This is a genomic window from Aliisedimentitalea sp. MJ-SS2 (assembly GCF_032586155.1).
Classification (GTDB): domain Bacteria; phylum Pseudomonadota; class Alphaproteobacteria; order Rhodobacterales; family Rhodobacteraceae; genus JAWHTC01.
On sequence record NZ_JAWHTC010000001.1, the window covers coordinates 1,112,958 to 1,136,919 of the forward strand.

At 60.0% G+C, this 23,962-nt stretch carries 22 protein-coding genes; 17 read left to right on the forward strand and 5 right to left on the reverse strand.

The genetic code is table 11. The features are described from left to right. The first annotated feature begins 1 nt into the window (after position 1). The 4 genes from RXV86_RS05525 to RXV86_RS05540 all read left to right on the forward strand — a co-directional run bounded on the left by RXV86_RS05525 (position 2) and on the right by RXV86_RS05540 (position 7,004). Positions 2 to 1,336: a sigma-54 dependent transcriptional regulator gene (locus tag RXV86_RS05525; protein WP_316298131.1), complete on the forward strand. Its 1,335-nt coding sequence runs from the start codon at positions 2 to 4 to the stop codon at positions 1,334 to 1,336. Positions 1,337 to 1,654: 318 nt separating this feature from the next. Continuing rightward, complete coding sequence (locus RXV86_RS05530) at positions 1,655 to 2,056, forward strand: TadE/TadG family type IV pilus assembly protein (RefSeq protein WP_316298132.1); 402 nt, start codon at positions 1,655 to 1,657, stop codon at positions 2,054 to 2,056. 8 nt (positions 2,057 to 2,064) lie between these two features. Continuing rightward, the gene (locus tag RXV86_RS05535) at positions 2,065 to 3,399 is read left to right on the forward strand and encodes a TadG family pilus assembly protein (RefSeq protein ID WP_316298133.1); all 1,335 of its coding nucleotides are present in this window, start codon (positions 2,065 to 2,067) and stop codon (positions 3,397 to 3,399) included. A gap of 623 nt (positions 3,400 to 4,022) precedes the next feature. Beyond that, the gene (locus RXV86_RS05540; RefSeq protein ID WP_316298134.1) at positions 4,023 to 7,004 is read left to right on the forward strand and encodes an Rne/Rng family ribonuclease; all 2,982 of its coding nucleotides are present in this window, start codon (positions 4,023 to 4,025) and stop codon (positions 7,002 to 7,004) included. A gap of 267 nt (positions 7,005 to 7,271) precedes the next feature. On the opposite strand, the gene RXV86_RS05545 is transcribed toward RXV86_RS05540, so the two are convergent. Further along, positions 7,272 to 7,499 (reverse strand): sulfurtransferase TusA family protein, encoded by a 228-nt coding sequence (locus RXV86_RS05545; protein ID WP_316298137.1) that lies wholly within the window; start codon positions 7,497 to 7,499, stop codon positions 7,272 to 7,274. 92 nt (positions 7,500 to 7,591) lie between these two features. Here RXV86_RS05545 and RXV86_RS05550 point away from each other — a divergent pair, with 92 nt between their 5' ends. From RXV86_RS05550 to rpiB, 3 genes are all read left to right on the forward strand, one after another. After that, positions 7,592 to 8,335, forward strand: coding sequence for a cytochrome c biogenesis protein CcdA (locus RXV86_RS05550; RefSeq protein WP_316298138.1), 744 nt, complete (start codon positions 7,592 to 7,594; stop codon positions 8,333 to 8,335). Between the two features lie 160 nt (positions 8,336 to 8,495). After that, positions 8,496 to 9,212, forward strand: coding sequence for a hypothetical protein (locus tag RXV86_RS05555; RefSeq protein ID WP_316298139.1), 717 nt, complete (start codon positions 8,496 to 8,498; stop codon positions 9,210 to 9,212). A gap of 190 nt (positions 9,213 to 9,402) precedes the next feature. Beyond that, the gene (rpiB, locus tag RXV86_RS05560; RefSeq protein WP_316298140.1) at positions 9,403 to 9,852 is read left to right on the forward strand and encodes a ribose 5-phosphate isomerase B; all 450 of its coding nucleotides are present in this window, start codon (positions 9,403 to 9,405) and stop codon (positions 9,850 to 9,852) included. 61 nt (positions 9,853 to 9,913) lie between these two features. Here rpiB and mnmA read toward each other — a convergent pair whose 3' ends face one another. Further along, complete coding sequence (gene mnmA, locus RXV86_RS05565; RefSeq protein WP_316298142.1) at positions 9,914 to 11,056, reverse strand: tRNA 2-thiouridine(34) synthase MnmA; 1,143 nt, start codon at positions 11,054 to 11,056, stop codon at positions 9,914 to 9,916. A 143-nt stretch (positions 11,057 to 11,199) separates the two neighbouring features. On the opposite strand from mnmA, the gene RXV86_RS05570 reads away from it, so the two are divergent. The 6 genes from RXV86_RS05570 to RXV86_RS05595 all read left to right on the forward strand — a co-directional run bounded on the left by RXV86_RS05570 (position 11,200) and on the right by RXV86_RS05595 (position 17,304). Continuing rightward, positions 11,200 to 11,478, forward strand: coding sequence for a DUF1153 domain-containing protein (locus RXV86_RS05570; RefSeq protein ID WP_316298144.1), 279 nt, complete (start codon positions 11,200 to 11,202; stop codon positions 11,476 to 11,478). Positions 11,479 to 11,569: 91 nt separating this feature from the next. After that, complete coding sequence (ctrA, locus tag RXV86_RS05575; protein ID WP_316298145.1) at positions 11,570 to 12,283, forward strand: response regulator transcription factor CtrA; 714 nt, start codon at positions 11,570 to 11,572, stop codon at positions 12,281 to 12,283. Positions 12,284 to 12,286: 3 nt separating this feature from the next. Beyond that, on the forward strand, positions 12,287 to 12,409 hold the full coding sequence (locus RXV86_RS05580) for a hypothetical protein (RefSeq protein WP_316298147.1): 123 nt from the start codon (positions 12,287 to 12,289) through the stop codon (positions 12,407 to 12,409). A gap of 327 nt (positions 12,410 to 12,736) precedes the next feature. After that, positions 12,737 to 14,983 carry an NAD-dependent DNA ligase LigA gene (ligA, locus tag RXV86_RS05585; protein WP_316298149.1) on the forward strand — a complete coding sequence of 749 codons (2,247 nt, stop codon included), beginning with the start codon at positions 12,737 to 12,739 and terminating at the stop codon, positions 14,981 to 14,983. Beyond that, positions 14,980 to 17,070 carry an ATP-dependent DNA helicase RecG gene (gene recG, locus RXV86_RS05590; RefSeq protein WP_316298151.1) on the forward strand — a complete coding sequence of 697 codons (2,091 nt, stop codon included), beginning with the start codon at positions 14,980 to 14,982 and terminating at the stop codon, positions 17,068 to 17,070. Before ligA ends, recG begins: the two co-directional genes overlap by 4 nt. Positions 17,071 to 17,181: 111 nt before the next feature. Continuing rightward, positions 17,182 to 17,304: a hypothetical protein gene (locus RXV86_RS05595; RefSeq protein ID WP_316298153.1), complete on the forward strand. Its 123-nt coding sequence runs from the start codon at positions 17,182 to 17,184 to the stop codon at positions 17,302 to 17,304. 260 nt (positions 17,305 to 17,564) lie between these two features. Here RXV86_RS05595 and RXV86_RS05600 read toward each other — a convergent pair whose 3' ends face one another. Next, positions 17,565 to 18,017, reverse strand: a complete 453-nt coding sequence (locus tag RXV86_RS05600) for an iron-sulfur cluster assembly scaffold protein (protein ID WP_316298454.1) — start codon at positions 18,015 to 18,017, stop codon at positions 17,565 to 17,567. A gap of 109 nt (positions 18,018 to 18,126) precedes the next feature. On the opposite strand from RXV86_RS05600, the gene hisI reads away from it, so the two are divergent. Together hisI and RXV86_RS05610 are read left to right on the forward strand one after the other, a co-directional pair. After that, positions 18,127 to 18,486, forward strand: coding sequence for a phosphoribosyl-AMP cyclohydrolase (hisI, locus tag RXV86_RS05605; RefSeq protein ID WP_316298155.1), 360 nt, complete (start codon positions 18,127 to 18,129; stop codon positions 18,484 to 18,486). A 63-nt stretch (positions 18,487 to 18,549) separates the two neighbouring features. After that, positions 18,550 to 19,302 (forward strand): hypothetical protein, encoded by a 753-nt coding sequence (locus RXV86_RS05610; protein ID WP_316298156.1) that lies wholly within the window; start codon positions 18,550 to 18,552, stop codon positions 19,300 to 19,302. On the opposite strand, the gene gluQRS is transcribed toward RXV86_RS05610, so the two are convergent. Then, positions 19,299 to 20,171 (reverse strand): tRNA glutamyl-Q(34) synthetase GluQRS, encoded by an 873-nt coding sequence (gene gluQRS / locus RXV86_RS05615; RefSeq protein ID WP_316298157.1) that lies wholly within the window; start codon positions 20,169 to 20,171, stop codon positions 19,299 to 19,301. The two genes, RXV86_RS05610 and gluQRS, sit on opposite strands and share 4 nt — an antisense overlap. 28 nt (positions 20,172 to 20,199) lie before the next feature. Beyond that, positions 20,200 to 21,543, reverse strand: a complete 1,344-nt coding sequence (gene trmFO, locus RXV86_RS05620; RefSeq protein WP_316298158.1) for a methylenetetrahydrofolate--tRNA-(uracil(54)-C(5))-methyltransferase (FADH(2)-oxidizing) TrmFO — start codon at positions 21,541 to 21,543, stop codon at positions 20,200 to 20,202. Positions 21,544 to 21,960: 417 nt separating this feature from the next. Here trmFO and RXV86_RS05625 point away from each other — a divergent pair, with 417 nt between their 5' ends. Further along, on the forward strand, positions 21,961 to 23,115 hold the full coding sequence (locus RXV86_RS05625) for a Xaa-Pro peptidase family protein (RefSeq protein WP_316298160.1): 1,155 nt from the start codon (positions 21,961 to 21,963) through the stop codon (positions 23,113 to 23,115). Continuing rightward, positions 23,112 to 23,891, forward strand: coding sequence for a carbon-nitrogen hydrolase family protein (locus RXV86_RS05630; protein WP_316298161.1), 780 nt, complete (start codon positions 23,112 to 23,114; stop codon positions 23,889 to 23,891). Before RXV86_RS05625 ends, RXV86_RS05630 begins: the two co-directional genes overlap by 4 nt. Positions 23,892 to 23,962: the final 71 nt, after the last annotated feature.

The window sequence follows — 23,962 nt, forward strand, 5'->3', positions numbered from 1 at the left end:
CATGGCCAAAGCCATGAAAATCGCCATCGTCGACGACGAACAGGACATGCGTCAATCCATCAGCCAATGGCTGGCCCTGTCGGGGTATGACACCGAGACATTCGCCAGTGCAGAGGATGCGTTGAAGAATCTTGGCCCGGAATACCCGGGGATCGTGATTTCCGACATCAAGATGCCCGGCATGGACGGGATGCAATTCCTGAAAAAGTTGATGGGCAATGACAGCGCCCTGCCAGTGATCATGATCACCGGCCATGGCGATGTGCCGATGGCGGTCGAGGCGATGCGAGTGGGGGCGTTCGACTTCCTTGAAAAACCGTTCAACCCGGATCGGATGAGCGAGCTGGCCAAGAAGGCCACCAATGCGCGCCGTCTGACGCTGGACAATCGAGCCCTGCGTAAAGAGCTGTCTGATGGCGGGCAGCTGATGAAGAAGCTGATCGGCCAAAGCCCGGTTATGGAGCGGCTGCGCGAAGACATTCTGGATCTGGGGCAGGCGGACGGCCATGTTCTGATCGACGGCGAGACCGGAACCGGCAAGACGCTGGTGGCGCATGCGCTGCACGCGGTCGGCGCGCGGGCGGGCAAGAAATTCGTTCTTCTGAGCTGTTCGGCCTTTGAAGAAGAAGTGCTTATGAAGCGCCTGTTCGGCCCGATGCAGCCCGAGGACAGCCAGTTGCCGGCGGTGGAAGAGGCCCGCGGCGGGACGCTTGTGCTGGAAGACATCGAGACGCTGAGCGAGGCCGCGCAAGGCAAGCTTCTGAGTTTTATTAATGAAGAAGGCACGCCACCCGAAACCCGGATCATCGCCATTTCCAATATGCAGGAACAGGGTAAGACCAGCGAAGACGCTTTGCGGTCCGATCTCTACTACCGGTTGGCGGCGCTCAAGATCACCGTGCCACCGCTGCGGCAGCGGGGCGAGGATATCCTGACTCTGTTCACCCGCCTGGCCGATCAGTTTTCCGAGGAATACGGCTGCGATGCGCCCAAGGTTTCGGCCCAGGAGGCGGCGCAACTGTTGCAGGCGCCTTGGCCTGGGAACGTGCGCCAACTTATCAATGTGGCGGAACGCGCGGTGCTGCAATCGCGACGCGGATCGGGCTCGATCACCTCGCTGCTGATGAACGATCACGAGGAAATGCAGCCGGTGATGACCACCGAGGGCAAGCCGCTGAAGGAATACGTCGAGGCGTTCGAGCGGATGCTGATCGACAACACGATGCGCCGCCACAAGGGCAGCATTGCAAACGTGATGGAAGAGTTATGCCTGCCGCGCCGAACGCTGAACGAGAAAATGGCGAAGTATGGGCTGCAGCGGGCGGATTACCTGTAACAGCAGTGTTTGCGCGTCAAGGGTGCCGACTGCTACAGCGCATGTCTGTTCTTTCGGTGCCATATTCGAGTTTGTCCTTGCCTGCCCGCTTGCCATCAGAGAACTGGTCTAAAAAAATTCAGTTCGAAATGATTACAAAGGGTTAGCGTGCTATGAGCCGTGCAGTCGACCCCATACTTGAACGCTGGAGGGGTTTCTGAAATACCATGATTTCGCCGCGAAATTGCCCGAAAGATTTGTAAGGTCAATGTGCACAGTGCGCCGTAGTAAATACAGCGCGCCGTAGTAAAAAAGTAAAAACCCGAGTGGTATGGGCGAATGGCGGAACTTGACAAAAGTAAGCTTTTCCTGCGCGACGAAGAGGGCAGTTTCACGATTGAATTCGTGATCTGGACGCCGATATTCGTGATTATGATGGCGATCATGATGAACGTATCAATGGTCTTCTTTCATGAATCTCAAATTCTGCGCGTGGTTCAGGATGCGAACCGAGCTTATGCCCAAAAACGCATCACATCTACGGAAGATAACGAAGCCTATATCCTGAGTAAGCTGTCCTACCTCAATGCGACGCCAACGATCACATCTGTCGAAACGGGCGGGGCGATCAGAACCACTTTTGCCGTTCCGGTGACCGACCTTATGCCGTTCACCCTGATGGAAGACGCCTTTACGTCCAAGCAAATTGTGGTGACGTCAGATCAAGTTCTGGAATTTTGAGCATGTGGATGAAGCGGATTGCTCAAGGCGAAAACGGAACGGGCACTGTCTTTGCCCTTGGAATCCTCCTAATTTCTCTGATATTTACGGGTATAGCCATCGACTTCAACAAGGCGATGTCGAAACGGACTCATATGCAAGTCGCAGCCGAGGCTGCGGCACATGCCGCGTTGGTAACCCGCGAGCTGCATTCCGTCGGTGCCGCCAAAAGCAAAGCACTAGAAATCGCGGCAACCAATCTTCCTCAGGGTAGGAACGGTGATGCCATCCAATCCGCCGACATCGAATTTGGAGTTTGGGATCCCGAAAACGGAGTCTTCACTGTCGACTCTTCCGAACGTGAAGCGGTGCGTGTGTACGCTCATCGCACGGCAGAGCGCGGAAACAGTGTCCGCAACATCTTGCTGGATTTGATTGGCTTCGACACATTCGACCTCTCCCGCGCAGTGATTTTCGAAAGTTACATTCCGTCATGCTTGCGCGAGGGTTTTGTTGCCGAAGATCGCATCGAGATTCAATCGGGCAATCTTTTCAAAGAGGGGTACTGCCTGCATTCGAATACGCATGTCGCGCTCTCCAGCGGCAATACGTTCGAGAAAAACGTGATTGTTTCGATGCCTGATATCGCAGACCTTGTCACGCCGTCCGGCGGTTTTGGTGACAACGATGGGCTTGAGCCTGCCTTGCGTGAAAACGGCTATCACATCAATATTCTTGATCGCATCACTGATATCGCCCTTGGGGTCAGCAATCCAACCTCGCCCCATTTTCGCGATTACCTGACACCGGGTGCGGAGCCGCTTTCTGTCAACCCAAATGGTGTTCTGGATGCGTCAGATTTTACTCCGGGGCGGCTTCACGGTCTCTACTGCGCCTCCCACGGTCAGCAGGCCACGATCGCCCACGATACCCTGCTGTCCGGCGTCGCGATCGTTACCAATTGCAAATTGCATTTCGGTGAAGGCATTGCGCTTGAAAATGCGACAATCGTGAGTCTGAATGCAACTGCGGCTGCAATTGGCGGTGCGTCAGGTATTCGGCTTGGCCGGGATGACAATTGCGCCGACGGCGGTGATGCGCAGATTGCAACCCTGGGCAGCATCGATTTTCCAAGCAACATGCAACTTTATGGAGGCCAGATGATTGCCCAGGGCGATATTTCTTTCTCGGCCAATGCCTATGGAGTGCAAGGCGCGTCCGTCATCGCCGGTGGCCGGATTGACGGGACATCTAACATGCAGATGGGGTTTTGCGACGGCGCGGGTATGGGAAACAATTACGAAGCCCAGTATTTCCGCATGGCGCAATATAGCGAAACCTCGCCCCTGATATATTCTCCGTGATCTAATCGAGACTCGAGTTTTTGAAAGACTGGTCTGGGCTGGGCTGAGCGTGGCGTAACTGCCCGCTGTGCGTGACCGGAGGAACCGAGTGCGTTGAATCGGCGCGATACCGTACGGGAGACCAGGTTTGACGGAGGTTCGAAATGTCGACTCGCTAAGGCACGTCAGGCTGAGGGCTGTCGGGAAGATTGTCTCGATCTAGGGCGCGCGCTTTTTGCTGCCCGTTCCGTTTTCAGCATTGTAATCGCCCCGTGCATGGCCTTATGTAAGAGAGACGGCAGATGTCACTTTTGTGACCGGCCGCAAGAGTTTCGCTGTTCATGACAGACGCAGGATCTAACCCGCATGACGTGAACAGACCGATTGGACCCTTGAGAAAGGGTCAGATGAACAGCCTGCCACCCGCGTATATGGGTGCTCCTGGCTTTTGAATGGGCGCCCACCCGGTAACGAGGCGGGCGTCGGAGAAGAAACGCGATGAAGCGCGCGACGCGATTGAGTATCGGAGCAGGGGGTGGAAACGCTCGCACCTGCCGCGCGTCTGACATTGCCCTGAATAGACACCGCAACACCACCTCTGGGCCGCCTGGCCGCAGGGGCGTTTTGCGGTGCAATTGGACAACATGGCTAAGAAAATGCTTATCGACGCCACCCACACCGAGGAGACTCGGGTTGTGGTGGTCGACGGAAACAAGGTTGAGGAATTTGACTTTGAGTCCGAAAACAAACGCCAGCTTGCTGGCAATATCTATCTAGCAAAAGTTACCCGGGTCGAACCGTCACTGCAGGCGGCCTTCGTGGACTATGGCGGCAATCGCCATGGTTTCCTGGCCTTTTCGGAAATCCACCCTGACTACTATCAGATTCCGGTTGCCGACCGCGAAGCGCTGATGGAGGAAGAGCGCGCCTATGCCGAGGCGATGAAGGCGCGCGAGGACGAAGAAGAGAAGAAACCCCGTCGCCGTCGCCGCTCGCGCGCGAAGGCGGCGTCGGCCGACAATGGCGACGCGGTAGAGACCAAGGAAGTTGAAACCCCCGAGGCCACCGAGGATAGTGGCCAGATTTCGGGCATGGAAACCATCGACCTGGATGAGGGAGGCGGTGAAGCCGGCGCTGATACGCTTGAAGGCCATTCACCGATGGACCTTGTTGCCGAAACCCCGGTTGAGGAACCCAACGAAGACGCTGAAGCCGAAGCAGCGGATGCAGAAGCCCCCGCAGACACAGAGGAGGCCAATGACGAGGCCGCCGACGCAGTCGCTGAAGCGCCCGTCGAGGAGACCGGTGAGTCTGCTGAAAACGTAGAGGAAGCCACCGAAGCCAAGGATGACGCGGCCGAAGGCGACGCCGAAGTTGAGGCTTCCGGTGAGGATGACGACGAAGACGAGGATGACGACACGCCAAGCGGGCGCCGCAAGCGCAAGACAAGCAAGCGCGCGGCCTCGGATCGCGATGCATCGATCGAATCCGTCGCCGATGATGACGACCAGGAAGACATCCGTCCGCCGCGCAAACCGCGCCCGCGCCGCTACAAGATCCAGGAAGTGGTCAAGGTCCGCCAGATTCTGCTGGTGCAGGTGGTCAAGGAAGAGCGTGGCAACAAGGGTGCGGCACTGACGACTTACCTGTCGCTGGCTGGCCGGTACTGTGTGCTGATGCCCAACACCGCGCGTGGTGGTGGGATTTCCCGCAAGATCACCAACGCTGCCGACCGCAAGAAGCTGAAGACCATCGCCGGTGAGATCGACGTACCGCAGGGCGCGGGTCTAATTGTTCGCACCGCCGGGGCCAAACGCACCAAGACCGAGATCAAGCGTGACTATGAATACCTGCAACGCTTGTGGGAACAAATCCGCGAGCTGACGCTGAAATCCATTGCGCCGGCGAAGATCTATGAAGAGGGCGACCTGATCAAACGCTCGATCCGCGATCTGTATTCCCGCGAGATCGACGAGGTTCTGGTCGAGGGCGAGCGCGGCTACCGCATCGCCAAGGACTTCATGAAGATGATCATGCCGTCCCACGCCAAGAACGTGAAGCAGTATGGCGAGGCAATGCCGCTGTTTGCGCGCTACCAGGTGGAAAGCTACCTGAGCTCGATGTTCAACCCGACGGTTCAGTTGAAGTCGGGTGGATACATCGTGATCGGTGTGACCGAGGCGCTTGTGGCGATCGACGTCAACTCGGGCCGGGCCACCAAGGAAGGCTCGATCGAGGAAACCGCGACCAAGACCAACCTGGAGGCCGCCGAAGAAGTGGCGCGCCAGTTGCGCCTGCGCGACCTTGCCGGTCTGATCGTGATCGACTTCATCGATATGGACGAGCGCAAGAACAACAACGCCGTTGAAAAGCGCCTGAAAGACAAGCTGAAAACCGACCGCGCCCGTATCCAGGTGGGCCGTATCAGCGGCTTTGGCCTGTTGGAGATGAGCCGTCAGCGGCTGCGCCCTGGCATGATCGAGGCCACGACCCAGCCGTGCCCGGCCTGTCATGGCACCGGTCTGATCCGCTCGGATGACAACCTGGCGCTGTCGATCCTGCGGCAGATCGAGGAAGAGGGTACCCGCGGGCGGTCCCGCGAAGTATTGGTGAAATGCCCGGTCGGCATTTCCAACTTCCTGATGAACCAGAAGCGCGAGCACATCGCCCAGATCGAGGCGCGTTATGGTCTGAGTGTGCGGGTTGAGGGCGATCCGATGCTGATCTCGCCCGATTTCGCGCTGGAGAAATTCAAGACCGCCACCCGGGTTGTTCCCGAAGCCAGTGCGCCGGTGGTTTCAGTTGATACCTCGCTGATGGCAGAGATCGACAGCAATGCCGAGGAAGAGGCCCAGGCCGAAGCCATCCCCGCCGCCGAGGGCGACGAGGAACAGAAACCGCGCAAGCGTCGTCGTCGTCGTCGTCGCCGGAAACCGTCACAGGGTGGTGCCGAGGGCGAGACCCAGGAGGCGCAGGACAGCGCCGAGGAAGAGGCTGCGACAGAGGCTGGCGAAGCCGAGGCCCAGCCCCAGCAGGCCCCGGAGACTACTGAGGGTGAAGCCGAGGAGAAGCCTGCTCGGAGGCGTCGTCGTAGCAAGAAGGTGGAGACCGAGGTCGAGGCCCAAACCGAAGGCACTGAGGAGGCCAAACCGGAAGAGGCCGCCGAGGAACAGGCGGAAGCCAAGCCCAAGCGGACCCGCCGCCGGAGCACGAAAAAGACGACCGAGGACGCAGGCCCCGTGGTTGAGGCCAAACCCGAAGAGACCACTTCCGAACCGGAAGCAGCCGAAGCAGAAGCGGAAAAGCCCAAGAAGCGGACCCGGCGCACAGCCAAGTCGAAGGCGGCTGAGGAAAGTGCTGACGCCGTGATCGAGGCAGCCCCCGAGGTCGAAGCCGAGGTGGAAGAGAAGCCCAAGCCCAAGCGCCGGACGCGCAAGGCAAAGCCCAAGGTTGAAGAGTCCGTGGCGGCGCAAACGCCCGTCGAAGCGGCCCCTGAACCTGCGGCCGAGCCTGAACCGGCACCGGCGATGGCGGAAGCCGCCGCCCCTGAGCCCGTGGCGACGGCCAAAGCAGACGAGCCGCCCAAACCGAAGCGCAAGGGTTGGTGGTCGTTGGGCAAGAGCTGAGCCTGGCAACAGGAAGATCAGGAACGCCGCGGGGTTGCACCCCGCGGCGATTTGCTTTTGGGAATTGGTTCGGAACGCTCAAAGGGGGGCTGTGTTCACGCTCTGGCCTTGAGCAGACTTTCGAATTGCGTTCGCAATCCGACCGGCTGGGGGGCGCTGCCCCCCAGACCCCCCGGGATATTTTCGGTCTGATGAAGGGGTGGCCCAGGTGTTCGAGTGGTGGCTTGAAGCCGAAGCCTGACCGAACCTTTGGGCAAGCGCTTCAATCTAGCCTTTGCGGATGACGTAGAGCTGGGCACCGTCCTGTTCGGACATCCCTACAAGGGTGTGACCCTGTTCAGTACAGAAATGCGGCATGTCAATCACCGCCGCAGGGTCGTCGGCCAGCACTGAAAGCTCGTCACCGGCGGCCATGGATTGCAGTCGTTTGCGCGCCTTGAGCACGGGCAGGGGGCAAAGCAGGCTGCGGGTGTCGAGAAAGCTGTTATCAGTCATGACCCGGATTTAAGGCAGGGCACACCGCCCGTCCACGGCTTTGTGACATTTGGGCGCGTGACGCCGGGACGGGATTGGCCTACATCAGAGGCATGTTTGGAATCGAAATCATCGACGCGGGTCTGTTACCCGCGATGTTCGTGGCGCTGGTGGCGGGGATCATCTCGTTCCTCAGCCCCTGTGTCTTGCCGATCGTGCCGCCTTACCTGGCTTACATGTCCGGCGTGTCGCTCACCGACCTGAGCGAGGGGCGCAACCGGGCGATCCTGCCGGCGCTCTTCTTCGTTCTGGGGCTTTCGACCGTTTTCCTGTTCCTGGGCTTCACCGCCTCTGCGGTGGGGGTGATGTTTCTGCAATATCAGGATTGGTTCAACACCATTGCAGGCATCCTGGTGATGATCTTCGGGGCGCATTTCGTTGGTATCTACCGTATCGGGTTTCTCGACCGCGAGGCGCGGATGGATGCGGGGGACCGGGGCGGTAGCGCTTTTGGCGCCTATATTCTTGGTCTGGCCTTTGCCTTTGGCTGGACGCCCTGCATCGGCCCGCAGCTGGGCGCGATCCTGTCGCTTGCCGCCAATGAAGGTGATGTGACACGGGGCACGGTTCTGCTGGCGATCTACGCGGCGGGTCTTGGCATTCCGTTCCTGCTGGTGGCGGCCTTCCTGCCGCGCCTGAGCGGGCTGATGGGTTGGATGAAGCGCCACATGGAGCAGATCGAGCGGGTCATGGGGCTGTTGTTGTGGACCATCGGGCTGTTGATGCTGACCGGTGGCTTTTCAACCTTCAGCTATTGGCTGTTGGAACAGTTCCCGGCGCTGGCGACTTTGGGGTAACCCGGCTTAAGCGCTTTCATGATTGCTTCGCTGTTTTCTGCCACGGTGCGCTGGTCGGTGCGCGGGCGTTGAGAGTTTGACCGGACGCTTACGTGGTGGTGAATGCCATGATCTCAAGTTAGGGCTGAAGCCAAAGGTCGAGTACGATGGATATTCTGAAATGGTTGAACCTGACAAATCACTTCTCGAAGAGATTGGCGCCTGCATCGCGAAGGTGAAAGTGTTTCACGAAAGCCATAACCGCAGGATCGCCAATTTCATCAAGAGGTCGCGCAAGGGGCGGCAAGGTCTGGAACGGCTTGCGGAGTTCGGCGTGCCAATCGCGGAAGACTTCCAAGCGCTCTATTGGAATTACAATGGTACGAACCAGAGAAGTAGTATGTCCATGTGGGCGGCGGCGGTATTTCTGGATTTTGAATGGTACCCTTGGGATTCGATAATCATCTCGACTGAGGAGAGTTTTGCACGCTCAGACCTGCCGGTGACGGACAGATTATTGGCATTCCGGGGGGACCAAGGGCTGGATTTGGATACGGCCCCCTTTCTGGCGAGCGAAGGAGCTACGCCGCTTGTCGTGTCGATAGCGCCCCTCAGTGAAAAAACTTTTATTGCCTTCGATAGCACAATCGCCTTTCTGCGCAGCGTATGTGGGGCCCAGGATGCCGGGATTATCTGGTTCGAAGAGGACAAGGCGAGCTACAAACTTGACGAGTTTTGGGACGTGGCAAAAGAGTTCAACACGCGCGCGGAATACTGGCCCTTGATGTTGCAGGACAAGCTGGATTGGGAAGAGATCGAATATGACGAAGACGATCTAACAATTGAACCCGCCGTGGCCCGGATCATTTCGAAAGCTTTGAAAGGCGGTCCAGATTAACGCCAAACTCTGCAATGCCGGTTTTGTGTACTTTGCGGAATGCACTCTCATTCCGGTTTTCTAGACACTCCGTGGCGCCGGGCAGGCGTGACGCTTTGTCGTTCGAACTCCGTTGCACTTGACGGTAATATGAAGGCCTTATCGCAAGGCGATGATGCCATCGAGCGACCAACGGGAACGGGATAACCACATGACAGACAACAAGCGCATTGTTCTTTCCAGCGACCACGCTGCCATTGATCTGCGGCTGGCGATTGCCAAACAGGTCGAGGCCTTGGACTGGGAAGTGGTCGATATCGGCCCGACGACGCCGGAAAGTACCCATTACCCCAAGCATGGCGAGGCGGCGGCCCGGAAAGTAGCCTCCGGGGAATGCCGGTTCGGCATCATCGTCTGTGGCACCGGTCAGGGCATTATGATGGCGGCAAACAAGGTCAAGGGTATCCGCTGTGGTGTCTGTTCTGACGAGTTCTCAGCCCGGATGATCCGTGCGCATAATGACGCCAACATGCTGTCGCTGGGTGCGCGTGTGGTGGGTGAGGGGCTTGCCCTGTCGATTGTCGAGGCTTTCCTGGGCTCCGAATTCGAAGGCGGTCGACATGGGACAAGGGTAGATATGATCAAAGAGATGGAAGAGTAACCACTCGCCGGTCCTGACGTTCCGTCTCGTGCGAGACCGCTTGTGAGGGTGGACGAGCAGTTCAGCCTGCGTGAATCCAGCCGCCGCCGTAAATCCGCGTGCCGTCGGTTTCATAGAACACGCAAGCCTGCCCCGGCGAGACGCCTTCCTCGGGGGTCAGCAACTCCACTTCGGCCGTATCCGGGCCGGTGGGGCGCAGGATCGCCGGGCGGGGTGGTCGGGTGGAGCGGACCTTGACCGAGATTTCACGCTCGACCTCGTCCTCGAACCCACCGTCGCCCAGCCAGTTGATCTCGCGCACCGGGATGATGCGGGTTGAGAGTGCCTCTTTTGGGCCGACCACCACCTGTTTGGCGTCCACGTCCAGTTTCACCACGTAGAGTGGGTCGGAAAGCCCACCGATGCCAAGGCCGCGGCGTTGGCCGATCGTGTAGTGGATCACGCCCTTGTGGCTGCCCAGCACGTTGCCGGCCATGTCGACGATCTCGCCCGGCTCGGCCGCACCTGGGCGCAGTTTCTCGATCACGCTGGCATAGTTGCCGTCGGGCACGAAACAGATGTCCTGACTGTCGGGCTTCATCGCTACCGGCAACCCAAACTTGGCCGCTAGCGCGCGGGTTTCGTCCTTGGACGCGAGATGGCCCAGCGGGAAGCGCAGATAGTCCAGTTGCTCTGGCGTGGTGGAGAACAGGAAATAGGACTGGTCGCGGTCGGCGTCGGTGGCCGAATGCAGTTCCGGGCCGTTCGGGCCCATCTTGCGCTGGATGTAGTGCCCCGTCGCCATGCAATCGGCATCGAGATCTTTGGCGGTCTCCAGCAGGTCCTTGAACTTGACCCGCTCGTTGCAGCGGATGCATGGCACCGGGGTGGCACCGGCAAGGTAGCTGTCGGCGAACTCGTCGATCACGGTTTCACGAAAGATGTTTTCATAGTCGAGAACGTAATGCGGAAAGCCCATCTCCTCGGCCACGCGGCGGGCGTCGTGGATGTCGATCCCGGCACAGCAGGCGCCCTTCTTGGCCAGCGCCGCGCCGTGATCATAAAGCTGCAGGGTGACGCCTACCACGTCATAGCCTTCCTCGGCCAGTTGCGCGGCCACGACGGAACTGTCGACGCCACCGGACATGGCCACGACAACGCGGGTTTCCGACGGTGGCTTGGCAAAGCCCAGCGAATTGAGCGGCGGTGAAGCGTCGAGCGGCATGGATGTCTCCGGGAAGGTGATCGCGTGTTTGCGGGAGTTCCCACGGAATATAGGAAAATCCTAGATACTCTCAAGATGTGGTTTCACCCGGCATTAAGGGTCGCTTGTGCATCAAGGCAAGGTGCAAAGACGAGGTTGAGACGATGTATCTCAAGAAAATCGAAGGGCCAAGAGCGGTGAACCTGCCGAACGGCCAGGTAATGACCCGGGCCGATCTCCCACCGAAAACCACGATCCGGTGGGTGGCCAGCCGCAAGGCGGCAGTTGTGCGCGGCGTTCTTTATGGTCTTATTTCCAAGGATGACGCGCTGAAGCGCTATGATCTGAGCCAGGACGAGTTTTTCGAATGGGTGTCAGCGGTTAGCGATCATGGAGAAGAGGCCTTAAAGACCACGTTTCTAAAAAAATATAGACAACTTTAAGGAGAAAGAATAAGTTTCTTGTCAGCGGTAACTTGTGGTTAACCATTTTTGTCCACGTTTATTTCAAACAAACCTATTGCGGAGAAGCCGAATGCGTGTCCTGCTCGTCGAAGACGATCCGACAACCTCGAAAAGCATCGAGATGATGCTGACCCATGCCAACCTGAACGTCTATACCACCGACCTGGGCGAAGAGGGCATCGACCTTGCAAAGCTGTATGATTATGACCTGATTCTTCTGGACCTCGGCCTGCCGGACATGAACGGGCACGAGGTATTGCGTCAGTTGCGCATGAGCCGGGTGGATACACCGATTCTGATTCTATCAGGTGCCGACGACACCGAGAACAAACTCAAAGGCTTTGGATTCGGTGCCGACGATTACCTGACCAAGCCGTTCCATCGTGAGGAGTTGGTGGCGCGTATTCACGCTATTATCCGGCGTTCGAAGGGGCATTCGCAGTCGATGATCAAAACCGGAATGATCAATGTGAATCTGGATGCCAAGACGGTCGATGTCGACGGTAAGCCGGTGCATCTGACTGGCAAGGAATACCAAATGCTGGAGCTTTTGAGCCTGCGCAAGGGGACGACCCTGACCAAGGAGATGTTCCTCAACCACCTTTACGGCGGAATGGACGAACCCGAGCTTAAGATTATCGATGTCTTCATCTGCAAGCTGCGCAAGAAGCTGGCAACGGCCACAGGGGGTGAAAACTACATCGAAACCGTTTGGGGCTGCGGGTATGTGTTGCACGATCCGGAACCCGCCTTTGATGACGGTCAGGTAGCGGTGAGTGCCTGACCGATGGCGGAGTTTATCTTCTTGATGCTGTTCTGCACCTTCCTGGCAGGCTACGCGCTGGTCCTTGGCGCGGCTCACGGGGCAGACGGATGGGGCCGGCGCAAGGCATCACCTCTGACACTTTAGGTCAGCGCGTTTCCCCGACGCGCGTTCCCGCTCACGGGGCCTTACGCCGCACGGTATCCCCCCAGGACCGTGCGGCGTTCCTCGTTTCGGATCGTCGAAGCCGGCGTGATTGAGGGGCTAACGCCCGGATCGCGGAGGAACGACGCTTCGATCGTCCCTCCAGGGTCTAGTCGGGCTGGACCTCGGCGCGTTGCGTGCTATCCCTTGAAGACAAATGTCGCGACCGCCTGACTCGTCGCGTTCCAAGCTATGTGGCGCAGGGAATTGTTTGGGCGTGCGCCTCTGGAGGGAGCAGGCGGCAGGAACAGGGACGGGGGCGCAACGCCGATGGCGCATGACAAGAACGTGGTGGAGCTGACTGAGGCAGAGGCCAGGGCCGAGCTGGAACGGTTGTCCGAGGCGATCGCCCGGGCCAACACGGCCTATCACACCCATGATGCGCCCGAGATCAGTGACGCTGAGTTTGACGCGCTGAAGCGACGCAATGCTGAAATCGAGGCGCGGTTTCGCGATCTGAAACGTGCCGACAGTCCAAGCGAGCAAGTGGGCGCCACCCCGGCACAGGGGTTTTCTAAGATCACGCATGCAGTGCGCATGCTGTCCCTTTCGAACGCCTTTGATGATCAGGACGTGCGTGAGTTCGATGAAAGCATACGTCGCTATCTGGGGCGCGACGCGGCGCTGTCCTATAGTGCTGAACCCAAGATCGACGGGTTGAGCCTGAGCCTGCGCTATGAAAACGGCAACTTGGTCAGTGCGGCGACGCGTGGCGATGGCGAGACAGGTGAAAACGTTACCGCCAATGCCCGTGAGATCGCCGATATTCCACAGGTGTTGGAGGGTGCTCCTGAGCTTCTGGAAGTGCGGGGCGAAGTTTATATGAGCCATGCCGATTTTGCGGCGCTGAACGCGCGGCACGAAGAGCGCGGTGGCAAAACCTTCGCAAATCCGCGCAACGCTGCCGCCGGGTCGCTACGCCAGCTTGATGCCAGCATCACCCGCGACCGGCCCTTGAGGTTCTTTGCCTATGCCTGGGGCGCGATATCGGAACCGCTGGCCGAGACCCAGATGGGAGCGATTGAGCGGTTGCGTGGGCTAGGCTTCCAGGTCAACCCGCTGACCCGGCTGTGCCATAGCCCCGATGATATGATCGCCCATTATCGCGAGATCGAGGCGCAGCGCGCGACGCTTGGCTACGACATCGACGGGGTGGTCTACAAGGTGGATGATCTGGGGCTGCAGCACCGGTTGGGGTTCCGGTCAACCACACCGCGTTGGGCGATTGCCCACAAGTTCCCGGCCGAGCTGGCCTGGACCCGGCTCGATGGGATCGACATTCAGGTCGGACGCACAGGAGCGCTCAGCCCGGTTGCGCGGCTGGCACCGGTGACGGTGGGGGGCGTGGTGGTCAGTAACGCGACGCTTCACAATGAGGATTACATTGCCGGGTTCGATTCCAATGGCGAGGAAATACGCGGCGGCAAGGATATCCGTGTCGGTGACTGGGTACAGGTTTACCGTGCCGGCGATGTGATCCCGAAAGTTGCCGATGTTGATTTGAGCAAGCGCCCGGAGGACGCAGAGCGCTATGTGTTTCCACATCTTTGCCCAGAATGCGGATCAGAGGCAGTGCGAGAAGAGGGGGATGCGGTGCGGCGCTGCACCGGTGGGATGATCTGTCCGGCACAAGCTGTTGAAAAATTAAAACATTTCGTGTCACGCAAGGCGCTGGACATCGATGGTTTGGGTGCCAAGCAAATCGAGATGTTTTATGGTGACGAGGTTCTGCCGATCCGGGAACCAGCGGATATTTTCACGCTGCAAGAGCGGGATGAAGGCAATCTGGCCCGGTTGAAGAACCGCGACGGCTGGGGCGACACATCTGCGGCGAACCTGTTCCGCGCGATTGAGGAGAAACGCGACATTCCGTTGGCGCGGCTGATTTTCGGCCTTGGTATCCGCCATGTGGGTGAGGTGGCCGCTGCCGATCTGGCGCGGCACTACGGTGAGTGGGGTGTGATGGCGCAGGCATTGGATGTGGCGCGCCCAGCGGCCGTGGCCGAGCATGCCGCGGACAGTGCGGCCGAGGCCGAGCGGATTGCCGCGAAACGGGAAGGCCGCCGGGCCAAGATTGCCGATGCGCGCGAGGCCGCGATGGCCGGGCTGGAGGTGCCTGTTGCGGCACAGGCGGCGTGGAATGACCTGGTCGGCACCGATGGCATCGGCCCGGTGATGGCGCTGTCGCTGTCGGATGCCTTTGCCAACGCCGAGGAACGCCGGGCAATCGACACGCTGGTGGCGCATCTGACCCCGATCCCGCCGGAAGAGCGCGCCACGGACAGCCCGGTGGCGGGCAAGACGGTGGTCTTTACCGGGACGCTGGAAAAGATGACCCGGGCCGAGGCCAAGGCGCGGGCCGAGGCCCTGGGGGCCAAGGTCTCGGGCTCGGTGTCGAAGAAAACCGACCTTGTAGTGGCTGGGCCGGGGGCGGGGTCCAAGGCCAAAAAGGCGGTAGAGCTGGGCGTCGAAATGATTGACGAAGACGGCTGGCTGGAGATGATCGAAGGGTTATGACGGGTCGGCCGGAACCTCTTTTCCCGCTGTTTGCGGATATCGAAACGCTGGACGGCGTGGGCAAGAAGATTGCCCAGCATTTGGCCCAGATCGACATCGAGAAGCCGCGCGATGTGCTGTTTACGCTGCCCTATTCCGGGATCGACCGGCGTAAGCGCGACAGCGTGCAGGGGGCCGAGCTGCCCGGGGTAGTGACGGTAGAAGTCACGGTGGGGCAGCATCGCCATGCGACGCGGCGCGGCGGGGCTTATCGGGTGAATGTCGAGGATGCCAAGACCACGTTCCAACTGGTGTTTTTCCATGCCCGTGACGAATACCTGCGCCGGATGCTGCCCACGGGTGCGCGCCGGGTGGTCTCGGGCAAGGTCGAACTGTTCGACGGGATTGCCCAGATGGTCCATCCTGACCACATGCTGCCGCCGGAAGAGGCCGGTGATATCCCCGATTTTGAGCCGGTCTATCCGCTGACTTCGGGGGTGACGCAGAAGACGATGATGAAGGCGGCGCGCTCGGCTGTGGCGCGGGCGCCGGAACTTGCCGAATGGATTGACCCATTGCAAAAGGCCCATGCGGGCTGGCCCGATTGGCACACTGCGGTAGAGGCCGCGCATGCCCCGGAAACCATCGGGGATCTGGCCGATACCCATCCGGTGCGCGAGCGGCTGGCCTATGACGAACTCTTGGCGCATCAGCTGACACTGGCCCTGGCGCGGTCGCAATTGCGCAAGGCCAAGGGGCGCGAAAGCCATGGCAACGGGGTTTTGCAGGCCAAGGTGTTGGAGGCGTTGCCCTATCGCCCCACCGGGGCGCAGCAACGGGCGATCAACGAGATTGCCGAGGACATGGGCAAGCCGCAGCGGATGAACCGTTTGTTACAGGGTGATGTTGGCGCGGGCAAGACGCTGGTCGCTTTCATGGCGCTTCTGGTGGCGGTCGAGGCGGGCGGGCAGGGGGTGATGATGGCCCCCACGGAAATCCTGGCGCGCCAGCATATGGACGGGTTGCGACCTCTGGCCGAAAGCGCCGGCGTGGTGGTGGAAATCCTGACCGGGCGCGACAAGGGGGCCGAGCGCAAGGCCAAGCTAGCGGCGCTGGAGAACGGCGACATTCATATCCTGGTTGGCACCCATGCGGTGTTCCAGAAGGACGTGGAATTTGCCGATCTGCGACTGGCGATTGTCGATGAACAACACAGGTTCGGGGTGCGCCAGCGGCTGGAGCTGGGCAAGAAGGGTGCGGCGGCGGATGTCCTGGTAATGACGGCAACCCCGATCCCGCGGTCTCTGGCCTTGGCGCAATATGGTGACATGGATGTCTCGGTTCTGGACGAGAAACCGCCCGGACGACAGCCGATCAAGACGGCGATGGTCAGCACCGGGCGTATGGATGAGGTGGTCGACCACCTGCGTCGCGCCGTGGCGGCGGGCAAACAGGCCTATTGGGTCTGTCCGCTGGTCGACGAGAGCGAGAGTGTCGATTACACCGCCGCCGAGGAGCGGTTCAAACGGCTGCGTGCGGCGCTTGGCGATGACAGGGTTGGGCTGGTGCATGGGCAGATGCCGCCGGCCGAGAAGGATGCCGCCATGGGGGCGTTTCAGCGCGGCGAAACCAGTGTGCTCGTGGCCACCACAGTGATTGAGGTTGGGGTCGACGTGCCCAACGCCACGATCATGGTGATCGAGCGGGCCGAGATTTTCGGTCTGGCACAGTTGCACCAGTTGCGCGGTCGCGTGGGGCGTGGCTCGGACGCGTCGTCCTGCATGTTGATGTACCAGGCACCGCTGAGCGAGAGCGGCGAGCGGCGCTTGACCACGCTCAGAGATACCGATGACGGGTTCCGCATTGCCGAGGTCGACTTGGAAATGCGCGGGGCCGGTGATTTGATCGGGACGGCGCAATCGGGACTGCCGAAGTTCCGGGTCGCGGATCTGGAGCGACAGACGGCGCTCCTGGCCGTGGCGCAATCGGATGCGCGCAAGCTGATGGCGGATGACCCGACGCTGGAAACGGAACGCGGACAGGCGGCGCGGGTGCTTTTGTGGCTGATGGAGCAGGATCAGGCGATCCGTTTGATTTCAGTGGGTTAGCACTTTAGATCGCAAAAAGTTCACAAATGTTCTCAAAAAGTTCTTTACAGCAAGTTAAGAAAATGAGAACAAAGAGGCAACAAAGATAACCCGAGCGCAGGAGAGCCCAACATGCTGAACCAGATCAAACAAACGCTTCATTCGAGCCGTGAAACGATCTGGCAGGATGCGATTGGTGCCGTTGCGCTGATGGTTCTTTTGCTCGCCGGTCTCCACCTGCCGGGGGTTGTCTGACGTATTTCAAAGTTTTCTGCCACGTGATCCGGCACTCTTGTCCCCAGCGGCGCGTCTCTGTCCCAACTCGAAGCGCTGCACGAGAACACTGCCTGTTCAACCCTTAAGGGGTCTGCCTTATCCGCCCCGGATTTGACGAGGGTCTAAGCGGATCACGCACCTTGCCGTCGCTCCGGTTTTCCCCGGCAGCGGCGGTTTTTTTTGGGCAAGCGTGATCGTGTGATCACGCAAGACCCGCTCGCGCGGGCGCGTGGCCGGTCTCAGGCGCAGGCGGTCTTGGTGGCGGAATCGATGGCCTCAAGCGTTGCTTCGAGCGTCAGCATGATCGACGCATGACGGTTCTTGTAGTCACGCGCCGGGCGCAGCACTTCCAGCCCGTCAAATGGGGCGGGCGGCGTCGGCCCGTCGGACTTCAGCATCGCCAGAAGCGCGTCGCGGGCCGCCTCGATCTGGTCACGGGTACAACCGATGATATGGCTGCCGACCACACTGGCAGCGGCCTGGCCCAGCGCGCAGGCCTTGACGTCTTGGCCGTAGGCGCTGATCCGGCCATCGGTGAGCTTGATATCAACGGTGACGGTAGATCCGCAAAGCGGCGCGCGGCGCTTCACCGTGGCATCGGGCGCGTCCAACCGTTCCAGATGGGGAATATCCGCCGCCAACGCCAGAATGCGGGCAGAGTAGAGCTTGATCAGGTCGGTGTCGCTCATGATGGGATCCCCAGGGCCGTGTTTGGAAAAGGGGCATTGAAAACAGCTTGCCCTTCACCTTAATCCTGAAACGCTTTAGAGGGCAAATGCGCGGTTGCAAAGGGGGCTGGTGATGCCATTCGATGAAAATTCCTTGAACTACAACGATCAGGGGCTGATCCCGGCGATTGCGCAGGATGCCAACACGGGCGAGGTTCTGATGTTGGCCTGGATGAATGCGCAGGCCGTGCGCCGCACACTGGACAGTGGCAAGGTGACTTACTGGTCGCGGTCGCGGCAATCCTTCTGGGTCAAGGGCGAAAACAGCGGCCACGTGCAGGAACTGGTAGAGCTGCGCTATGATTGCGACCGAGATTGCCTCTTGGCGCTGGTTCGCCAGACCGGACCGGCTTGCCACACCAACCGGCGTAGCTGTTTCTATACCGCGGTCCGAGGCGGCGAAGAGGTCGAGATCATGGCCCCCGAAGAGTAATTCGCCTTTTCGACAAGCTGTGCTAGGCTGGTGAGGCGTTTGGCACAGATTATCGGAAATGACATGAAAACAATTTGTTACGCAGCACTGTTGAGCTGTTCCTTTGGAGCGCAGGCGGCGCAGGCGGACAGTATCAACGGGTTCGATCCGTCAAAACCCTGCGTCCAGATCCTGTCCAACACCGGAGGAACCACCGATCAGTTCATGATCGCCGCCTGGGTGTTTGGCTATTTGGCCTCACAGAACGGCGCGATCCGGCCGGTGACGATTGAAAACAACAAGATCATCCTCAAGAACCTGACCGAGGCTTGTATTGAGCGGAGCGACAAATCACTGCTGGACCTGGTCAAGATCAGCCGCGCCGGGGCAGATCAGGGCAAGGGCACCGAAGCCGATGCAAGGGCCATGCTGGAAGAGTTTCTCAAGCCCGGCAACGATCTGGCTCGCATGACCCGTAACCTGTTGCCGCGCAGCGAATTGGTGAGGCAGGTTTACGGCGAGCCGCTGGCGACCCGGATGATGGAGATGTATGACGCGGCACTGACGCCGGATGTGAAGATCGCCCCCAAGCTGGGGCAGACCGACCTCTTGATGACTTATGCTACGACGGGGGCCTTGAAGCAGGGTGCGCCGGAATTGGGCGAATTTCCAGGTGGTTACAAGAAAGTTCTACCCTTTATCAAGGCCGATGTGCCGATCGTGCGGTTCAAGTTCGTGAAACCAGGCGAGACGCTGGGCATGGCCTATGACGGGTTGGTTTATGTCGGAGGGCAATGGGTTTGGATGCCCAAACCCTGGCGGGCGCTCGAGGATTAGAGCCCGACCATTTTGCGGATGTCTGACGGCGATTTCCCGGCCTCGCGATAGGTGGCGATGGCGCGGGCATCGTCACGCTTGGCAAGGCGTTTTCCAGCCTCGTCACGGATCAGACGGTGGTGATGGTAGATCGGCGTGGGCAACTGCAGCAGGCGTTGCAGCACCACGTGGATCGCGGTAGCCGCGAACAGGTCCTCACCGCGCACCACATGGGTGATGCCCTGAACCGCGTCGTCGATCACCACCGAGAGGTGATAGGACCCGCCCATCCCGACGCGCGCCAGCACAACATCGCCGACGTTGTTGATCAGGTGGTTGGGATCAAGTGCGATAAAGCCGGTTTGGCCGTCCGGGCCTGAGCCTTCCTCGATGAAACCGAGTGGCGGGCGCATGGCCTGAGCGTAGAGCGTGCCAAGGGCGCGGGCCATGTCGAGGCGCAGGGCAGATTGGGGCATGTCGCCACCCGGTGGGACCGCTGGGCGGCAGGTGCCGGGATAGATAATCCCGTCGGGACCGAACTGGGCGCCTTCCTGCGGGGCATTGGCGGCACCGGCAATGTCGCGGCGTGTGCAAGTACAGGGATAGAGCAACCCACGGGTCCAGAGATGGTGCAGGGCAGCATTGTAGGCCTGCAAGTGATCAGATTGGCGGCGGACCGGCGTAGGCCAGGACATGCCAATCCAGGCGAGGTCATCCTGAAGCTGCGCGTCCCACTCAGCGCGAGCGCGGCTGGCGTCGATATCGTCGATCCGGAGCAGGCATTCGCCACCGACAGCGCCCGCCAGATCATGGGCGAGCAGCCCGGAATAGGCGTGACCCAGATGCAGGGGACCGGTCGGAGATGGGGCAAAGCGGGTTTTGAAAGTCACGTGTTTACATTGGGTTGCAGGGTGAAGTTCATATAGTTTGTGAGTCCAGCCAGGTCTGAAACGAAGCCTTGGCGCGATCGGTATAGGCCTTGTAACGCTCAGGGCGACGTTTGCGACCGCCCTTGATCCCAGTGACCGGCGGGAACAGGCCGAAATTGACGTTCATCGGCTGGAAGGTCTTGGCCTCGGCACCACCGGTGATGTGCGTGATCAATGCTCCGGTGGCGGTTTCGGGATCCGGCGGTGGCAAGTGGCCTCCCTTGATCTGGGCGGCGGCCATGCGACCTGCAAGCAAACCCATGGCGGCGGATTCCACATAGCCTTCAACCCCGGTGATCTGGCCGGCAAAGCGAATGTTGGGGCGCGACTTCAGGCGCATCTGGTCGTCCAGCAGCGTCGGCGAGTTGATGAAGGTGTTGCGGTGAATGCCACCGAGGCGGGCGAATGAGGCATCCTCCAGGCCGGGAATTGTTTTGAAAACATCCTGTTGCGCGCCGTATTTCATCTTGGTCTGGAAGCCGACGATGTTGTAAAGCGTGCCCAGCGCGTTATCGCGGCGCAGCTGCACTACGGCATACGCCTTTTCCTCCGGTTTGTGCGTATTGGTCAGACCAACAGGTTTCATGGGACCGTGGCGAAGGGTTTCGCGACCGCGCTCAGCCATGACCTCGATCGGAAGGCAACCGTCGAAATAGCTGGCGGTTTCGCCTTCGTGAAACTCGGTCTTGTCGGCGGCCAAAAGCGCGTCGATAAAAGCCTCGTACTGGTCGCGCGTCATCGGGCAGTTGAGGTAGGCCTTGCGCTCTTCCTCGGTGTCTCCCTTGTCATAGCGTGATTGTCGCCAGGCCACGTCCATGTTGATGCTATCGGCATAGACGATGGGGGCGATGGCGTCGAAAAAGGCGAGCCGTTCGGCACCGGTTTCCTGCTGGATCGCAGCACCTAGCGCCGTCGAGGTTAACGGGCCAGTGGCGATGATCCAAATGCCGGATTCGGGCAGGTCGGCAATCTCGCCATGTTCCACGCAGATGCGGGGATGTGCGGTGAGGCGGTCGGTGACGGCTTGGGAAAACGCCTCGCGGTCGACGGCGAGCGCCCCACCGGCTGGCAGACGATGGGCGTCGGCCATTTCCATGATCAGCCCCCCGGCGGCGCGCATTTCCCAATGCAACAGGCCAACGGCGTTCTGTTCGCTGTCGTCGGAACGGAAGGAATTGGAACAGACCATCTCGGCCAGGTTGCCGCTGGTATGGGCAAAGGTTTCGACTTTGGGGCGCATCTCGTGAATGACCACGTCGATACCCTGCTCAGCCGCCTGCCAGGCGGCTTCAGACCCGGCCAGACCGCCGCCGATGATGTGAAGCGTTTCCATGGGGGGCGTTTAAGATAACGCGGCTGGTTTGGGAAGGGCCTTGCCGGTCTCCTGGTGCCGCAAATGCGACATGGTCACCTTGAAGTGCAGGGCATGGGCGAAAGAAGTTCAGAGAAGGCGTCCGAGCGGGTCACCGGGTTTGGAAATTCGGCAGCCAGAGAGAGTGTGGCCTGGAGAGACTGAACGCCGACGGTGACCCGCTTGGGTGTGATGGAAAGCCAGGAAAAGGCCTTGATACGCCTATGCTTAGCAGCGGAGAATGTGACCAAACAATGGCAAATGTGGAAAAAATCGGGCAGCGTTTTGGAAACGATCCGTGGTTTGGTGCCGCGATCGGAACAATCCTGTCGGTGACTGGCGGTTTGTTGCCGGATTCCCGGGAAAGAGTGGGCCAAAGGGATCCTAGGGAGAGAGATGATGCTGGACGAGGCACGGCAACGGACGCAGGTGTTGCGCGACAAAATGGAAGAAAAGGGGATCGAACGGGCGGTGTTCACCGACGAATCTTCGATTGCCTACCTGGCGGGGTTCTGGGGCTATCTGGGGATCGAATTCGGGCGTCCCACCATGCTGGTGGTCGAGCGGGACAGCGATCCGGTGGTGATCACGCCCTTGATGGAAAGCGAGATGGTCGGCGCCATGACCTGGGTCGAAGATGTGCGTGTCTGGGAGGATTTCGGGCAACGCAGCTGGGCGCGGGTGTTGGGCGAGGTGCTGGGAGATACGCCGGGCGAGATCTGGATCGAGGCGGGGTCGATCCCCGCCATCGTGCGCAACATGCTGGACGAGCGTTATCCCGGTGTGCCGCTAAAGGATATTGGCCCAGTGCTTGGCGCGCAGCGGACGATCAAATCTCCGCTGGAGATCACGGTGATGCGCGAGGCCGGACAGATCGCCGGGGCGATGATGAAGGCGGCGCATGAATCTCTGGCCGAGGGGGCGCAGGAATGGGAAAGCGCGCTGGCGGTGATTGATGCGGGCACACGTGCGGCGGCGGGGTTCCTGACTGCCAAGGGCTGGGAGCGGTTTGTCAGTCCGATGATCCACAATTTGCAGATTGTTCAAAGTGGTAGGGACACCTCGATGGTGCATCGCCGTGCCAGCGTGAAAGCTTATGAGCGGGGCGATCCGGTCTATTTCTGTTTCTGCAACATGGCGCAGTTCAAGCAATACAAGCTGGGCTTTGACCGGATGTTCCATGTGGGAGTGGTCAGCGACGCAGATGCCCGCGTGCAGCAGGCGGCAATGGATGCGCAGGCGGCGGCGCTGGCGGCGATCAAACCGGGGGTGACGGCCGAAAGCGTGGCCGAGGCGGCGAACGTGGTGTATGCCGAACGCGGCTATGAGACCGGCTATCGCACCGGGCGGTCCATCGGCGTGGCTTATCTTGAGGCACCGGAGTTGAAGGACGGCGATACGACGATCCTGCAGCCGGGTATGACTTTTGCCGTGGATGGCGGGATCTCGGTTGACGGGCAGACGGCGGGGCGGATTGGCGACTCGATTGTCGTGACCGAGGACGGGTTCGACTTTCTGACCAATTACCCACGTGAAATCATGGTGTGTGGATGAGTTTCCGGCTGGCGGTTTTGCAGGCCCCCGGCAACCTGCCGGATGTTGCGGCGCGGCTCGCGTGGCTGGATGAGGCGCTGGCGGGACTAATGGGCAAGGCCGATCTGGCGGTCTGTCCCGAACTCTTCGCGACCGGATACAACATTGGCGACGAAGTTCGCAAACGTGCCGAGCCGGCGAATGGCGCGATTGCCAAGACACTTGCCGACATGGCGCGGTATCGCGGCGTTGCGCTGCATTGCGGCTTTGCCGAGCGGGACGGGGACAAGATCTACAATCTCGTGCAATGCTATGGTCGTGACGGGGTGCGAATGGTGTCGCAACGCAAATTGGCGATCCCGCCGGGAATTGAGCGCGACTATTACACGCCGGGGCAGGGATGCGCCCTGTTTGATTTCATGGGGCTCAAGGTGGCCTCGCTGATCTGTTATGACATAGAGTTTGTCGAGCCGGCACGTCACGTGGCCGGTCTCGGGGCCGGTTTGATCCTTGCGCCTACGGCATTGGGGGCGCAATGGGGTTGGGTCTCGCGGTCGATGGTTCCGTCGCGGGCCTATGAGAATGGGGTTTACCTGGCCTACACCAATCATTGTGGTGTCGATAACGGATTGGATTTCCTTGGGGAAAGCTTCGTTGCAGCACCCGATGGCCAAGAACTGGCCCGGGCCGGGGCCGGGGAAGAGACGCTGATCGTCGAGATCGATCCGGCGCGGGTTGAGGCGGCGCAGGCGCGCCTGCCTTATGTGGCGGAGTGCAACGGGTTGCGGCTAGAGTAAGGCCCTTCGAAGGGCCTTGGAAACGCGATTTCGAAATCGCGTGGTAAGCGGCTTCGAAGCCGCTTGGACCA